The 15,174-nt window shown below is 64.7% G+C and carries 12 protein-coding genes; 9 read left to right on the plus strand and 3 right to left on the minus strand.

Annotated elements, in window-relative coordinates:
- Nucleotides 1-90 precede the first annotated feature (90 nt).
- From smc to ASB57_RS00950, 5 genes are all read left to right on the plus strand, one after another.
- Complete coding sequence (gene smc, locus ASB57_RS00930; protein ID WP_057649766.1) at nt 91-3,621, plus strand: chromosome segregation protein SMC; 3,531 nt, start codon at nt 91-93, stop codon at nt 3,619-3,621.
- Between the two features lie 45 nt (nt 3,622-3,666).
- Complete coding sequence (locus ASB57_RS00935; protein WP_057649768.1) at nt 3,667-4,779, plus strand: cell division protein ZipA C-terminal FtsZ-binding domain-containing protein; 1,113 nt, start codon at nt 3,667-3,669, stop codon at nt 4,777-4,779.
- Between the two features lie 20 nt (nt 4,780-4,799).
- The gene (ligA, locus tag ASB57_RS00940) at nt 4,800-6,896 is read left to right on the plus strand and encodes an NAD-dependent DNA ligase LigA (protein ID WP_057649770.1); all 2,097 of its coding nucleotides are present in this window, start codon (nt 4,800-4,802) and stop codon (nt 6,894-6,896) included.
- Between the two features lie 1,112 nt (nt 6,897-8,008).
- A complete protein-coding gene (locus ASB57_RS00945; protein ID WP_057649773.1) occupies nt 8,009-8,437 on the plus strand; it encodes a tripartite tricarboxylate transporter TctB family protein in 429 nt (142 codons plus the stop codon).
- Nucleotides 8,437-9,951, plus strand: a complete 1,515-nt coding sequence (locus ASB57_RS00950; protein ID WP_057655825.1) for a tripartite tricarboxylate transporter permease — start codon at nt 8,437-8,439, stop codon at nt 9,949-9,951. The genes ASB57_RS00945 and ASB57_RS00950 overlap by 1 nt, the downstream gene beginning before the upstream one ends.
- Before the next feature lie 129 nt (nt 9,952-10,080).
- Here the strand turns inward: ASB57_RS00950 and ASB57_RS00955 are convergent, their stop codons facing one another.
- Genes ASB57_RS00955 through ASB57_RS00965 form a run of 3 tightly spaced genes read right to left on the minus strand, consistent with a single transcriptional unit; the run spans nt 10,081 to nt 11,742 of the window.
- Nucleotides 10,081-10,857, minus strand: coding sequence for a peptidylprolyl isomerase (locus ASB57_RS00955; protein WP_057649774.1), 777 nt, complete (start codon nt 10,855-10,857; stop codon nt 10,081-10,083).
- Nucleotides 10,858-10,884: 27 nt separating this feature from the next.
- Nucleotides 10,885-11,169 (minus strand): BolA family transcriptional regulator, encoded by a 285-nt coding sequence (locus ASB57_RS00960; RefSeq protein ID WP_057649776.1) that lies wholly within the window; start codon nt 11,167-11,169, stop codon nt 10,885-10,887.
- The gene (locus ASB57_RS00965; protein WP_057649778.1) at nt 11,170-11,742 is read right to left on the minus strand and encodes a septation protein A; all 573 of its coding nucleotides are present in this window, start codon (nt 11,740-11,742) and stop codon (nt 11,170-11,172) included.
- A gap of 205 nt (nt 11,743-11,947) precedes the next feature.
- Between ASB57_RS00965 and ASB57_RS00970 the strand changes: the two genes are divergently transcribed.
- From ASB57_RS00970 to ASB57_RS00985, 4 genes are all read left to right on the plus strand, one after another.
- Nucleotides 11,948-12,625 (plus strand): energy-coupling factor ABC transporter ATP-binding protein, encoded by a 678-nt coding sequence (locus ASB57_RS00970; RefSeq protein ID WP_057649779.1) that lies wholly within the window; start codon nt 11,948-11,950, stop codon nt 12,623-12,625.
- Entirely contained in the window at nt 12,622-13,218 is a 597-nt protein-coding gene (locus ASB57_RS00975; RefSeq protein ID WP_057649781.1) for an energy-coupling factor transporter transmembrane protein EcfT, read from the plus strand. The genes ASB57_RS00970 and ASB57_RS00975 overlap by 4 nt, the downstream gene beginning before the upstream one ends.
- A 65-nt stretch (nt 13,219-13,283) precedes the next feature.
- Nucleotides 13,284-13,838, plus strand: a complete 555-nt coding sequence (locus ASB57_RS00980; RefSeq protein WP_057649784.1) for a biotin transporter BioY — start codon at nt 13,284-13,286, stop codon at nt 13,836-13,838.
- Between the two features lie 127 nt (nt 13,839-13,965).
- The gene (locus ASB57_RS00985) at nt 13,966-15,132 is read left to right on the plus strand and encodes an ABC transporter substrate-binding protein (RefSeq protein WP_057649786.1); all 1,167 of its coding nucleotides are present in this window, start codon (nt 13,966-13,968) and stop codon (nt 15,130-15,132) included.
- The last annotated feature ends 42 nt before the right edge of the window (nt 15,133-15,174 follow it).

Consider the following 15,174-nt stretch of genomic DNA (forward strand, 5'->3'; position numbering starts at 1 on the left):
CGTCGGCCCCCCCATCGGGGCCGATTTGCAATCTGTGCGGCAGGTCCGTTCAACGCCTCGTTCAACCTTCCCGTCCGACCCTGATCTATTGTGCGTCTCACCCAGTTAAAACTCGCCGGCTTCAAATCGTTCGTCGATCCGACCGTCATACCCGTGCCCAGCCAATTGGTTGGCGTCGTGGGTCCCAACGGTTGCGGCAAGTCGAACATCATCGATGCGGTGCGCTGGGTGCTGGGCGAGGCCAAGGCCTCCGAGTTGCGTGGCGAATCCATGCAGGACGTCATCTTCAACGGCTCCGGCAACCGCAAGCCGGCCGCCCGCGCGTCGGTCGAAATGGTGTTCGACAACAGCGAAGGCCGGGCCGCCGGGCAGTGGAGCAGCTACGGCGAAATCGCCGTGCGCCGCGTGCTCACCCGCGACGGCACCAGCAGCTATTACGTCAATAACCAGCAGGTACGGCGCCGCGACATCCACGACATCTTCCTGGGCACCGGCCTGGGCGCGCGTGGCTACGCCATCATCGGGCAGGGCATGATCAACCGCCTGATCGAGGCGCGTCCCGAGGAACTGCGGGTTTATCTGGAAGAAGCCGCGGGTGTGTCGCGCTACAAGGAACGCCGGCGCGAGACCGAAAACCGCCTGTCCGACACCCGCGAAAACCTGACCCGCGTGGAAGACATCCTGCGCGAGCTGACCAGCCAGTTGACCAAGCTGGAAGCCCAGGCCGAGGTCGCGCGGGAGTATCGCGAACTGCAAAGCGACGGCGAACAGAAGCAGCATGCGCTGTGGCTGCTGAAGGAAACGGGCGCTCGCGAAGAAAGGCAGAAAAAAGCCGCCGAAATCGAAAAGGCCCAGGCCGAGCTCGAAGGCGCCATGGCCGGCCTGCGGGCTGGCGAGGCGGCCTTGGAAGCCCGCCGCCAGGCTCACTACGAAGCCAGCGACCGCGTCCACACCGCCCAGGGCGGGCTGTACGAGGCCAATGGCCAGGTCAGCCGCCTGGAAGCGGAGATCCGCCACGTGGTGGATTCGCGCAACCGGGTCCAGGCCAGGCGCGACCAGCTGCAGGCGCAGATCGCCGAGTGGGACGCCCAGCAAGGCCATTGCACCGAACAGATCGCCCAGGCCGAGGAAGACCTGGCCATGGCCGGCGAACGCGCGGGCGAGGCCCGTGCCCGGGCCGAGGACGCGCAGGCGGCGTTGCCGTCGGTGGAAGCCAGCGTGCGCGATGCTGCGGCCTCCCGCGACGACATGCGCGGCGCCCTGGCGCGCGTGGAGCAGAACCTGGCCCTGGTGGCGCAGACGCAGCGCGACGCCGACCGCCAGTTGCAGGCCCTGGAGCAGCGCCGCGAGCGCGTGCAGCAGGAAATGCGTGAACTGCACACGCCCGATCCCGCTCAGCTGGAGCAATTGGCGGGCGATCGTGCCGCCGGCGAAGAACAGTTGGAAGAGGCGCAGGGTCAGTTGGCCGAACTGGAAGAACGTGTTCCGGTGGCCGACGCCGAGCGTAGCCAGGCCCAGGAAACGGCGCAGCGTGACGCGCAGGCCCTGGGGCGTCTGGAAGCACGCCTGTCGGCCCTGCTCAAATTGCAGGAAGACGTGCAGAAGCAGGGCGCCCTGGAACCCTGGCTGGCCAAGCATGAACTGGGCAGCATGGCGCGCCTGTGGCAGAAGCTGAACGTCGAGGCCGGTTGGGAAACCGCCCTCGAAGCCGTGCTGCGTGAACGCATGGCGGCGCTGGAACTGCGCAACCTGGATTTCGCCAAGGCTTTCGTCGATGACGCCCCGCCCGCGCGGTTGGCCTTCTTCCAGGCGCCCGCGCCGGGCCCCACGCCCGCCGCCGGCAGCGGCCTGGCGCCGCTGACGTCCATGCTGCATCTGACCGATCCCGGTCTGCGCAGCCTGATGGGCGACTGGCTGCGCGATGTCTATGTGGCGGACGACCTGGGCAAGGCCCTGGCCGGCCGCGCCACCTTGCCGCCCGGCGCCGTCTATGTCGTCAAGAGCGGCCATCTGGTCGATGCCCATAGCGTGCGTTTCTACGCACCGGACTCCGAACAGGCCGGCCTGTTGGCGCGCCAGACGGAAATCGGCAACCTGCAGCGCGAGGTCAAGGCGCAGCAACTTATCGCCGACCAGGCCCGCGCCGCCGTGGCCCGTGCCGAAACAGCCTGGCAGCAGGTGTCGCAGTCGCTGGGACCGGCGCGCCAACGCGTCGCCGAGGTCACCCGCCGGGTGCACGATATCCAGCTGGAACATTCGCGCCTGCAGCAGCAGGCCGAGCAATCCGGCGAGCGCGGCAAGCGCCTGCGGGAAGACCTGGCCGAGATCACCGCGAACGAGGAAGATCTGCGGGCCACCCGCGAAGACGCTGAAGTGCGCTTCGAGACCCTGGACCAGGAACTGGCCGAGCATCAGTCGCGCTTCGCCGACGCGGAAATCGACGGCGAGGCGCTGGCCGAAAAGGCCGACGCCGCGCGCACCGCGCTGCGCGACCTGGAACGGGCGGTGCACGAGGCGGAATTCGCCCAGCGCGGCATCGAGGTCCGCATTCAGGACCTGCAACGCAATCAGCAGCTGGCGGCCGACCAAAGCCGGCGCGCTTCCGGCGAACTCGAGCAGTTGCAGGGCGAGCTGTTCGAACTGGACGCCAGTGCTGCCCAGGCCGGCCTGCAGGAAGCCCTGGAACAGCGCGCCGAGCGCGAAGAGGCCCTGCAGCGCGCCCGCATCGAAATGGACGATCTGGCGTCGCAGCTGCGCGGCGCCGACGAAGACCGCGTGCGCCAGGAGCAGACCCTGGAGCCGCGCCGCGCCCGCATTACCGAATTGCAGTTGCAGGAACAGGCCGCGCGCCTGGCCGAGGAACAGTTCAGCGAGCAGCTCGACGCGCGTGAAGTGGACCGCGCCGCCGTGGCAGCCTCGCTGGCCGAGCGCCCGGACGAATGGCGCCGCGCCAATTGGCTGCAGTCCGAAGTGGCGCGCATCTCGCGCCAGGTCGACAGCCTGGGTTCGGTCAACCTGGCTGCCCTGGACGAGTTGAACGCGGCGCGCGAGCGTAATGACTACCTCGATTCCCAGCAGAAAGACCTGCTGACGGCCATCGAGACGCTGGAAGACGCCATCCGCAAGATCGATCGCGAAACGCGCGAGCTGTTGCAGGAGACCTTCAACACCGTCAACGGCCACTTTGGCGAGCTGTTCCCGCGCCTGTTCGGCGGCGGCGAAGCCAAGCTGTCGATGACCGGCGACGAGATTCTGGATGCCGGCGTGCAGGTGATGGCGCAACCGCCGGGCAAGCGCAACAGCACGATTCACCTGCTGTCGGGCGGCGAGAAAGCCTTGACCGCGACGGCCCTGGTGTTCGCGCTGTTCAAGCTGAATCCGGCGCCGTTCTGCCTGCTGGACGAGGTCGATGCGCCGCTGGACGACGCAAACACCGAACGCTACGCCAATCTGGTCAGCAATATGAGCGAGCAGACTCAGTTCCTCTTCATCTCGCACAACAAGATCGCGATGCAAATGGCAAAGCAACTGGTTGGCGTTACCATGCAGGAACAGGGGGTTTCCCGTATTGTTGCCGTCGATATCGATTCCGCGGTGCAAATGGCCACCGAGGCCGCCTGATCAAGAACCTACCGAGACGCTGCCCTCGGGGCGCGGTATAGACACATGAGTGATTTGCAGATCAGCCTGATCGTTGTGGGTGCCCTGCTGATATTGTTGGTGCTGGGATTCAACTGGTGGCAAGACCGCCGCGTGCGCCGCAAGATGCAGGTGCATTTCCCGACCAATGAACATGATCCGCTGCTGGGCGCCGGCGAGCAGTCCGCTGCCCGGACCAGCACGAAACAGGAAGATGCCGCCTGGGACACGCCGGCCGCGGCCCGCCGCGAGCCCGGACTGGGCAAGCGCGAACCCGGGGTCGCCGAGACGCCCGCGCGGGGCGCGCCCGTGGTTGCCGTCACGCCTGATGGCGACGATGCCGAGGAAGCCGATCCCGCCACCGAAGTGGTCATCGAAGTGGCGTTTGCCGAACCGGTGCGTGGCACGGATCTGCAGCAGGGCCTGCAAGGCTTGCGCAGTGCTGGCCGCAAACCCATCCGCATCTTTGGCGTGACCGATCGCGCGCGCCATCGCGCCCGCCTGCATGCCGACGAATCCTATAGCGCCCTGCAGGTTGCCGTGTTGCTGGCCAACCGCACCGGTCCGCTGACCGCCATCGAATGGTCGCAGGCCTGGGCGCGCGTGCAGGATCTGGCGGAACGATTCGAAGCCACCATCGAAGGTCCCGACCAGCAAGCCGTGCTGGAACGCGCCGCCCGTCTGGACGATACCTGCGCGGCCCTGGATACGCAGGTTGGCCTGACCCTGTTGCTGGGCAGCGCCCAACCGGCCGCGGAAGTGCTGGCCGTGGCGCGCGACCTGGGCTTCGTGCATGACGGCCCGCGCCTGGCCTGGGTGTCGGACGAAGGCCAGACCCGCTTCACCTTGACGCGCGGCGACGGCGCCGCCTTCGACGCCGGCATGGGTGGCGTCGAACGCTTGAACCTGTTGCTGGACGTGCCTTGCAGCCCGGCGGACGAACACGCCTTCGGTCGCATGGTGGATGTGGGTCAGCAATTGGCCCAACGCCTGCGCGCCGAATTGGTGGATGACCAGGGCAAGCCTTTGGCCGAGGGTTCGGCGCAGGTCATCGACGAGCGCCTGCAAGTGCTGTTCACGCAGCTGGAGCAGGCTGGCTTGCGGTCCGGCAGTGAGCGTGCCTTGCGGGTCTTCGCGTGACTGGGTCGAAGAAAGATGCCGTGCCTCCCGTCCAGGAGGCGATAGCCCGCTTGCGCAGCGAGATCGAGCAGCACAATTACCGTTATTACGTCGAGGACGAGCCGGCGGTTTCGGATGCCGAATACGACGGCTTGATGCGCGAGCTGATCGCGCTGGAAACCGCGCATCCTGAACTGGTCACCGCCGAGTCGCCCACCCAGCGGGTGGGGGCGGCGCCCTTGGCCGCTTTCGGCAGCGTGGCCCACGCCGTGCCCATGCTGTCGCTGGGCAATGCCTTCGAAGCGGAGGACGTGCAGGAATTCGACAAGCGTGTCACCGACACCTTGCGCAGCGCCGGCTTGCTGGCGGCGGACGCTGAAACCGACTACTTCTGTGAGCTCAAGCTCGACGGGCTGGCCATCAGCCTGCGGTATGAGAAGGGGGTGTTGGTGCAGGCCGCCACGCGGGGCGACGGGCAGACCGGCGAGGATGTCACCTCCAATATCCGCACCATCAAATCGATTCCCTTGAAGCTCAAGGGCGCCGCGCCCGACGTGCTGGAAGTGCGGGGCGAGGTGCTGATGTTCCGTGCCGATTTCGACCGCCTCAACCAGGCGCAGGGCGAACGCGGCGAGAAGATTTTCGTCAATCCCCGCAATGCCGCCGCCGGCAGCTTGCGCCAGCTCGATCCGCGCATCACGGCGCAACGGTCGCTGCGCTTCTTTGCCTATAGCTGGGGTGAAGTGCACGGCCTGCCGCGCACGCAGCACGAGGAATACGAAGAGCCGGCGCCGGGCACGCGGCAGACATCCACCTTGCCGCGCGACACGCACGGCGGGATGCTGGCCTGGCTGGGCGAACTGGGCTTGCCGATCAACATCAAGCACAACACGCAGGTGCGTGGCGCGGCTGGCCTGCTCGATTTTTATGAGAAGGTCGGCAAGCTGCGCGCGGGCCTGCCGTATGACATCGACGGCGTGGTCTACAAGGTCGATGCCTTGCCGGCGCAGAAGGTATTGGGTTTCGTGGCGCGCGCGCCGCGCTTTGCCCTGGCGCACAAGTTTCCTGCCGAAGAGGCGACCACCGAGCTGCTGGATATCGAAGTCCAGGTGGGCCGTACCGGCGCGATCACGCCCGTGGCGCGGCTGAAGCCGGTGTTCGTCGGTGGTGTGACGGTGACCAATGCCACCTTGCACAATGAAGGCGAAATCCGCCGGAAGGACGTTCGCAAGGGCGATACCGTGATCGTGCGGCGGGCCGGCGACGTGATTCCGGAGGTGGTCGGGCCGGTGCTGGCCAAGCGGCCGCAGGCGGTCGAGGCGGGCGATAGCGGTTGGACGTATCCCACGGCGTGTCCGGTGTGCGGTTCGGCCATCGAGCGTCCGGAAGGGGAGGCGATCGCGCGCTGTACCGGCGGGTTGTTCTGCGCCGCGCAGCGCAAGCAGACCCTGCAACATGCGGCTGGACGCAAGGCCCTGGATATCGAGGGCCTGGGTGAGAAGCTGGTCGAGCAGTTGGTCGACAAGGGGCGCGTGAAGTCGCTGGCGGACATTTACGGGCTGACGGCCGATGAGTTGGCCGAGTACGACCGCATGGGCGTGAAGTCGGCGGAGAACCTGGTGGCTGCCATCGACAAGGCGCGCGAGCCTTCCTTGGGGCGGCTGCTGTTCGCGCTGGGTATTCGTCATGTTGGCGAGAGCACCGCGCGCGACGTGGCGCGTCATTTTGGCGATATGGATGCCATCATGGACGCCAGTGAAGAGCAGTTGCTGGCGGTGACGGATGTGGGGCCGGCGGTGGCGGCTTCGATTCATCGGTTCTTTGCCGAGCACCATAATCGGGAGATCATCGAAGCCTTGCGCAAGCATGGCGTGCATCCGGTAGCCGAAGCGGCCGCGCGTGGGGGTGTGCTGACGGGCAAGACGGTGGTCTTGACCGGCACCATGCCTACCTGGACGCGGGATGATGCGACTCGGTATATTCTGGCCGCCGGCGGGAAGGTCAGCGGGTCGGTGTCGAAGAAGACGGCTTATGTGGTTGCCGGTGAAGAGGCTGGCAGCAAGCTGACCAAGGCGCGCGAGTTGGGGGTTGCGGTGTTGGATGAGGATGGTTTGAAGGCGCTTCTGGGCGTCGAGTAAATACCGTTCGCACGGTGGCCAGTACCAGGTGATCGCTGCCAATCACATTGCCGGCCACGGTTCATCTAAATGCCGGTCACACTGCGGCCGCCGTTCATCAAGAGATCCCGGTCACGTTGCCAGCCACCTTTCATCCATATGGATGAGAAAGCTTGCCGCAAGTTCGTTTTAACCGTCTTTAAACAAGTTTCTGTTCAGAACCCGGACCGGTCCCGCACCGCTCCGGGTTTTTTACGCTCCCGATTTCTGCAATAAACCCGAGTTCTTCGGGAGAGGATTCAGGGCTCCGCCCTCGCCGCCTGGCGGGGAGGGCCGAGGGGGCTACGCCCCTCGACCCCTGCGGGGAGGGCCGAGGGGGGCTACGCCCCTCGACCCCTGCGGGGAGGGCCGGGGGGCTGCGCCCCTCGACCCCTGGCGGGGAAGGCCGAGGGGGCTACGCCCCTCGACCCCTGGCGGGGAAGGCCGAGGGGGCTACGCCCCTCGACCCCTGCGGGGAGGGCCGAGGGGGCTGCGCCCCTCGACCCCTGCGGGGAGGGCCGAGGGGGCTACGCCCCTCGACCCCTGCGGGGAGGGCCGAGGGGGGCTACGCCCCACGACCCCTGGCGGGGAAGGCCGAGGGGGCTACGCCCCTCGACCCCTGCGAGGAAGGCAGAGGGCGCTGCCCTTTCCTATTGGCGAAACAAGGGGAGTGTTGAGGGGCTTTGCCCCTCAACTCTTCTCCCCCTGCGGGGGAAGCGGGGCAGAGCCCCCATTAATTCCCCAATTATTAAACCAATAAACAACAATAATTCAGAATCCAGTCAGTATTAATTCAAATAAAAGACAGATTCCATTCAGCAAAACGACATATCAGTTTCAGCTACCAGTTTGCTTTCGTTCAGGAAGCTGTTGCTTTTGCACCCTAGGTGAATACGCTAAGCCCCCCACTTTTCGTAAAAACCGACAGCCACCTGAAAGCGCCACTCCCTAGTATCCCGTCCAACGCCCCAAGCATTTTCAGCTAACCGTAAATGCCCGAAGGACGTGCCAATAACAGCAATCAGCTTTGGAGAGGCAGCGCCAACCATGCAAATCCCCCCCCGCCCGGCGGCCCATCTGGGGAGCCACCCACTATGAACTTCAGCAACCGCAACTTCGTCCGGGGCCTGTTCCTGGTCGTCTTCGCCCTCGTATTCGGTGGCGCCGCGGCCCGTTATCCCCTGGGTAATTTCGCCCGCTTCGGTCCCGGCCTGTTCCCCTTGCTGATCAGCGGCTGCCTGCTGTTGATCGGTCTCATTACCGTCGTGCGCGCCCGCCTCGTCGAGCCCGTGCCGCTGAACTACAACTTCAAGAACATCCTCATCATCATGGTCGCCCTGTGCGGCTTCGTGGCGGTGTCGCATTTCCTGAACATGCTGCTCGGCATCGTTTTCCTGGTATTCAGCTCGACCCTCGCCGGCACCTCCTACTCCTGGGTCCGCAACGTCAAGATCTCGGTGGGCCTGATCGCCGTGGCCTTCGCTTTCAAACATCTGCTGGGCCTGTCCCTTCCCATCCTATGATCGATATCCTCAACAACCTCGCGCTGGGGTTCGACCATGCGCTGTCGTGGGAAAACCTCCTGTACTGCGCCATCGGGTGCACCGTCGGCACGCTGATCGGCCTGCTGCCCGGACTGGGACCCCTGTCGACCATCAGCCTGCTGCTGCCAATCACTTACAGCATCCCCGTCAACGGCGCGCTGATCATGCTGGCCGGCATTTACTACGGCGCCCAATACGGCGACAGCGTCAGTGCCATCACCATGAAGATCCCGCATGCCAGCAGTATCGTGGCCTGCATCGACGGGTACGCCATGAACTTGAAGGGGAAGACAGGACTGGCGTTATTTACAGCCGGGATGTCCAGCTTCATCGGCGGCACCGTGGCCATCGTGGTGCTGTCGACCATGGCGCCGGCACTGGGCGAAGTGGGCCTGCTGTTCGGCCCGGCCGACTACTGCGCACTGATGATGCTGGGCTTCTTCTGCGTCAGCTTCGTCAGCGCCGGCAGCCTGCTCAATGGCCTGGCCATGGCCCTGATCGGCATCCTGCTGGGCGTGATCGGCACCGACGTCAACAGCGGCATGATGCGCTACACGATGGACCTGATCTTCCTGCAGGACGGCGTGGGCCTCATCAGCATCGCCCTGGGCTGCTTCGGCATCGCCGAAATCGTCAAGAACCTCGATGCCCGCAACACGCTGACGCCCTTCAACGGCAAGATCAAGCTGATCCCGACGTGGCCCGAGTTCAAGCGCATCATCCCCAGCGCCTTGCGCGGCAGCATCATCGGTTCGATCCTGGGCATCCTGCCCGGCGGCGGCCCGACCATCGCGCAGTTCGCCGCGTATGCCGCCGACAAGCGCTTCAGCAAGCATCGTGACGAGATCGGCACGGGCGCCATCGAAGGCGTGGCCGGTCAGGCCGCCGCTGACGAAGCCGCCGCGCGTACCAGCTTCATCCCCCTCATGGCCATCGGGATTCCCGAAAACGCCGTGATGGCGCTGATGCTTGCGGCCTTCATCGTCAAGGGCGTGCAGCCCGGTCCCAACATGATCGGCACCCACCCGGACCTGTTCTGGGGCCTGGTGGCCAGCATGTGGGTCGGCAACTGCTTCCTGCTGATCCTGAACGTGCCGCTGGTGCGCTACTGGCTGTCGGTGTTCAAGATTCCCTACACCGTCCTGTTCCCGTGCATCCTGTTCTTCTGCTGCATCGGTACGTTCAGCATCAACAACAGCCTGGACGATATCTTCATCACCGCGGTGTTCGGTTTCATCGGCTACCTGTTCATGCGCCTTGGCATGGAAGCGGCGCCGCTGATGCTGGGCTTCATCCTCGGTCCGATGCTGGAAGAGAACTTCCGTCGCGCCATGCTGCTGTCCCGCGGCGACTTCAGCGCGTTCGTCACGCGTCCGATCAGCGGCACGCTGTTCGCGGTCATCGGCGCGATCATCGCCTGGCAGCTGTATAACTTCGTACGCAAGGACCGCAAGAAGGGTCCCGCGCTGGAAGTGCAGTCGCAACACGATTGATACCGGCAGTCTGTCCGGGGCCGACCAGCCCCGGACCGCGGGATTTTCAACCCGCGCCAGGACAATGAAACACGCAATAAAAAAACGCGCCGCAATTGCGGCGCGTTTTTTTTGACTTTCAAACCAGGATTACTGCACCTTGGCTTGGTCGCGCAGCGACTTCTGGTAGTCGGCCAGGGTTTGCTGGCGCAGCATTTCTTCCAGTTGCGGACGCACTTGATCCAGCGGCGGGAACTCGACCGGGCGGGTGTCTTCAACCTGGATGATGTGCCAGCCGTATTGGGTCTGCACCGGCTTGTCGGACACGTCACCCTTCTTCAGCGAGGTAACGGCCTGGGCGAACGGCGGCACGTAGTTGGTGGCCGGGGCCCAGCCCAGTTCGCCACCCTTGTCGGCGCTGCCGGGGTCCTTCGAGTTCTTCTTGGCCAGGTCTTCGAACTTGGCCTTGTTGCCCTTGATCTGCGCGAGCAGGTCGTTGGCGGTCTTCTCGTCGGCGACCAGGATGTGGCGCACGCGGTATTCCAGCTTGCCGGCCTGTTCCTGCTTGACCTTGTTGTACTCGGTCTGGACTTGCTGGTCGCTGACCTTGTGCTTTTGCAGGTAGTCGGCCATCAGGGCGCGCACCAGGATGCCTTGGCGGGCCAGTTCGAGTTCCGTCTGCACGTCATCCTGCTTGGCGATGCCGGCCTTTTCAGCGGCCTGCACGAACACCTGGCGGTTGATCATTTCCTGCTTGACCTGTTCACGCAGCTGGGGCGAATCCGTCGCACCCTGGCTCACCAGCAGCTTGACGAATTGATCCAGGCTCTTTTGCGGAATGGCCTTGCCGTTGACGGTCGCCACATTCTGGGCAAAAGCGGGAACGGCGATCACGCAAGCCGCCGCCATCAGGATAATGCGTTTCATGTATGTCCTTTAGCCTTTTGACTGAGTTCAGGGTGTTTTGGTATCCAGCGCCAAGGCATGGATGGGATAGGGGATTAAATCTTGGAGCCGATCATACACCAGCCGATGCCGCGCAACTGGGGAAAGACCAAGGAAACGGGTGGTGACAATACGTACCGTGAGATGTGATGGACCACCATGCGCGCCGCCATGTCCCGCATGCAAATGCGAGTCGTCGATTATGTCCAGCGTCACCGGTTCGAGTTCATTCAAACGGCTGCGAATAATATCGGCGAGTTCATCGAAAGTTTCGATGTTTTTATTTTCCGTCATTTAATTTTTCTCGACCGGAGCATCTTTGTCGGCGGCCGGCGGCTGTATATAACGGCCCAGCCACAGCGATTGCGCCACGACGAAAACCAGCATCAGCACGGTCAGGCCGAAGGCCTTGAACGATACCCACTGGGCTTCCGTAAAATGACCGGAAAATGCAACATATAGATTAAGTGTGCCGGCCAACAGAAAGAATATGCCCCACGCCAGATTAAGGCGGTCCCAAATGGGCGCGGGCAGTTGAATCTGTTTGCCGAGCATGCGCTGCACCAGATTGCGGCCGAAAATAAAGCGGCCGGCCAGCAGCGTAATGCCGAACAACCAATACAGTACGGTCGGCTTCCATTTGATGAACGCGTCATTGTGCAGGATCAAAGTGGCGCCGCCGAAGACGACGATGACCACCAGATTGACCCAATGCATGCCTTCGATACGATGGCCGCGCACCCGCAGGTAGATGATCTGGCCGATCGACGCGGCGATGGACACGCCGGTGGCCACATAAATGCCCGCGAAATAATAGGCAATGAAAAACAGCAGGAGCGGGAATAGATCGAATAGGAATTTTTTCATGCGGCCGGACTCGGCTTTCGACAAAGGAGGTGGGACACAGGCGCGCTACCACGGGACCTCTTTGTCCCCGTTTCGGGCCGATACGTTCCGGCCGCGAGGGTGGCGCGCACTGCCGCCGCCTGATGCCGGCGGTGGCAGTGCAATCCGACCTTGGACGCGCGCAAACGCAAAAGGTTCGTGCAAAGGTCGGGCATAATCGCGCCCCATGTTAATCGAGTTTGAACACACCGTCGTCAAGAACGCCAGAACCACGGTCTTGCATGGTCTGGACCTGACGTTGTCGGAGTCGCGCATTGCCGTGGTCGGCCCCAATGGAGCCGGCAAGAGCACCTTCGCGCGCCTGCTCAACGGTCTGGTCCTGCCCAGCGAGGGCCGGGTGCGCGTGGGCGGCATCGATACCCGTGACGACGTGCGCGCCGTGCGTCGGCGGGTCGGTTTCGTGTTCCAGAACCCGGAAAACCAGATCGTTTTTCCCATCGTCAGCGAGGACATGGCTTTCGGGCTGAAACATCGTGTGCCCGACAAGGCCGAGCGGCGCGCCCGTATCGCTGCTCAGCTGGACGCGCTGGGCATAGGGCATCTGGCCGACCGGGCCAGTCATCTGCTGTCGGGCGGCGAGCGGCAGCTGGCCGCTTTGGCCGCCGTGCTGGTGACTCATCCGGACCTGGTGGTGTTCGACGAGCCCACCACGCAGCTTGACCTGCGCAATCGCAACCGGGTGCGCGACGCCATCGCGGCGATGGACCGGCAGGCGGTGGTGGTCAGCCATGACCTGGATCTGCTGGTGGATTTCGACCGGGTGCTGGTGGTGGTCGATGGCCGCATCGCGGTCGACGACACGCCCGCGCCGGCTTTGCGCTGGTATCGGGAGCATTGCGGATGATGGAGCCGCTCTACCAGGATGGCGCCAGCCGTCTGCATCGTCTGCCTGCCTGGCTCAAGCTGGGCGCGCTGGTGCTGGCCGGCTCCGGGATGTTCCTGGTGCATCGCCTGGATGCGCTGGCCGGGGCATTGGCGATCGCCGCGCTGCTGCTGGCTTCGACCGGGGTGAGGGCGGCTGTCGTGTGGCGCCATGTGCGCGGCATGTTGCTGATCCTGGCGGTGCTGGCGGGGTTCACGTGGTATTTCAATGGCCATGTGCCGGCGCTGGAAATGGTGCTGCGGGTGGCCGCGCTGGTCGCGCTGGCGCTGGCGGTGACGATGAGCACGCATACGTCGGATCTGATCGAGGTGTGCGAGCGGGTCTTGCGGCCGTTCGAGAAGCTGGGCTGGATCGATGCGGGTCGCGCCGCGCTGGCGCTGGGGCTGACCTTGCGCTTCGTGCCGGAGATCTGGCGCAATTACCAGGAGATTCGCGAGGCCCAGGCGGCGCGCGGCCTGGGCAGCCACCCCCTGGCGGTGGTCGTGCCCCTGCTGGTCCGCACCCTGAAACGCGCCGATGAGGTCGCCGATGCCATCGACGCCCGCGACGGCTGAAGCGGGAGCGTCGAGGGGCGCGGCCCCTCGACTTCCAAAACATATTTGCATCAAAGGAGCTTCTTATGCGCACCCGTAACACCGTCTCCGTCGCCCTGTTCGCGGCCCTGCTGGTCGTCTTGAGCCTGGTCCCCCCGGTGCCGATGCCGGGCATCCCCGTCCCCGTGACCCTGCAACTGCTGGGCGTCATCCTGGCCGGCTGCATGCTGGGCCCCGTCCGTGGCCCGCTGGCCGTGCTGCTGTACCTGGTGCTGGCCGCCATCGGCCTGCCCGTCCTGCCCGGCGGTCGCGGCGGCCTGGGCGTGTTCGCCGGCCCGACGGGCGGTTTCCTGGTCGGCATGCTGGTCGGCTCGGCGGTGTGCGGCCTGGTGGTGCGCCTGATGGTCCCGAACACCGACAATGCTTTCGTCGCCGTGGTCGGCAATTTCCTCGGCGCCCTGGCCTGCGTGGTGGTGGTCTATGCCATCGGCACGCCATGGCTGGCCGCCGTCACCGGCATCGATAACGGCAAGGCGATGCTGGGCATGCTGCCTTTCGTGCCGGTCGACGTCGCCAAGGCCGGTGTCGGCGCCCTGGTCGCCTATCGCGTTCAGCGCGTCTGGCCCATGAATGGCCGCTGAACGCAGGCATCGCCTTATCCCTATAATTGCGTTTTTCCTCAGGCATGACATTGCATGACAGGGCGGCCGGCCCGGGGTCCAACAGACCCGGCAGTCAGGTCTTTCCCTTTTGCGGAGACAACAAAAGATGATCCGGATCAAGTACGTGCGCCAGGCCACCCTGGCCGCGCTTTTCGCGGCCTTGCCCTGGGCCGCGCAAGCCCAGGTGAAAGTGGGCGTCACGGTGTCCAGCACCGGCCCGGCCGCCTCGCTGGGCATCCCCGAACGCAACACGGTGGACCTCCTGCCCAAGGAAGTGGCGGGCCAGAAGATCGAGTGGATCGTCCTGGATGACGCCACCGACCTGACGCAAGCCGTCAAGAACATGCGCAAGCTGGTCAGCGAAGACAAGGCCGATGTCGTCATCGGCAGCTCCGCCACGCCGGGCTCCATCGCCATGGTCGACGTGGCCGCCGAAACCGGTACGCCCATGATCAGCGTGGCGGCCAGCGTGAAGATCGTCGATCCGGTCGACGACAAGCGCAAGTGGGCCTTCAAAACGCCGCAGAACGATGCCCTGATGGCCGGCGCGCTGGTCGACGCCATGGTCAAGGCCAAGGTCAAGACCCTGGGCTTCATCGGTTTCGCCGACGCCTATGGCGAAAGCTGGCTGGACGAAACGAAGAAGGCGGCCGAGGCCAAAGGCATCAAGCTGGTCGGCGCGGAAAAATATGGCCGCACCGACACCAGCGTCACGGGCCAGGTCCTGAAGCTGACGAGCGCCCGCCCCGACGCCATCCTGATCGCGGGTTCCGGCACGCCGGCCGCCTTGCCGCAAAAGGAACTGCGCGCGCGCAACTACGGCGGCATCATCTATCAAACCCATGGCGTGGCCAACGGCGACTTCCTGCGCGTGTGCGGCAAGGATTGCGACGGCATGATCCTGCCGGCCGGTCCGCTGCTGGTGGCCGCGCAATTGCCCGACGACAATCAGGTGAAGAAATCGGCCCTGGCCTATATCGACGCTTACGAGAAAGTCCACGGCGCCGGTTCCGTCAGCACCTTCGGCGGCCACATGTGGGACGCCGGCCAATTGGTGGTGGCCGCGCTTCCCGTCGCGCTCAAGAGCGGCGCGCAGCCGGGCACGCCGGCCTTCCGCAAGGCGCTGCGCGACGCGCTCGAGAACGTCAAGGAACTGGCGGTGTCGCAAGGCGTGTTCAATATGAGCCCGACGGATCATGCCGGCTTCGACCAGCGCGCCCGCGTCATGGTGAAGGTGCAGGGCGGCAAGTGGGTGTATCAACCGGGGCTCTGATTCCACGGTGTTTTCAATGTAGTTCCCGCGACGGGATCTCCT

This window comes from Bordetella sp. N, from assembly GCF_001433395.1.
Lineage (GTDB): Bacteria > Pseudomonadota > Gammaproteobacteria > Burkholderiales > Burkholderiaceae_B > Bordetella_C.

Bases quoted from the DNA above. Each gene is read 5' to 3' on its own strand.
- ASB57_RS00975 (WP_057649781.1), top strand. From the start codon at position 12,622: ATGATGGAGCCGCTCTACCAGGATGGCGCCAGCCGTCTGCATCGTCTG.
- ASB57_RS00970 (WP_057649779.1), top strand. From the start codon at position 11,948: ATGTTAATCGAGTTTGAACACACCGTCGTCAAGAACGCCAGAACCACG.
- ASB57_RS00945 (WP_057649773.1), top strand. From the start codon at position 8,009: ATGAACTTCAGCAACCGCAACTTCGTCCGGGGCCTGTTCCTGGTCGTC.
- ASB57_RS00985 (WP_057649786.1), top strand. From the start codon at position 13,966: ATGATCCGGATCAAGTACGTGCGCCAGGCCACCCTGGCCGCGCTTTTC.
- ASB57_RS00955 (WP_057649774.1), bottom strand. From the start codon at position 10,857: ATGAAACGCATTATCCTGATGGCGGCGGCTTGCGTGATCGCCGTTCCC.
- ASB57_RS00960 (WP_057649776.1), bottom strand. From the start codon at position 11,169: ATGACGGAAAATAAAAACATCGAAACTTTCGATGAACTCGCCGATATT.
- ASB57_RS00965 (WP_057649778.1), bottom strand. From the start codon at position 11,742: ATGAAAAAATTCCTATTCGATCTATTCCCGCTCCTGCTGTTTTTCATT.
- ASB57_RS00980 (WP_057649784.1), top strand. From the start codon at position 13,284: ATGCGCACCCGTAACACCGTCTCCGTCGCCCTGTTCGCGGCCCTGCTG.
- ASB57_RS00935 (WP_057649768.1), top strand. From the start codon at position 3,667: ATGAGTGATTTGCAGATCAGCCTGATCGTTGTGGGTGCCCTGCTGATA.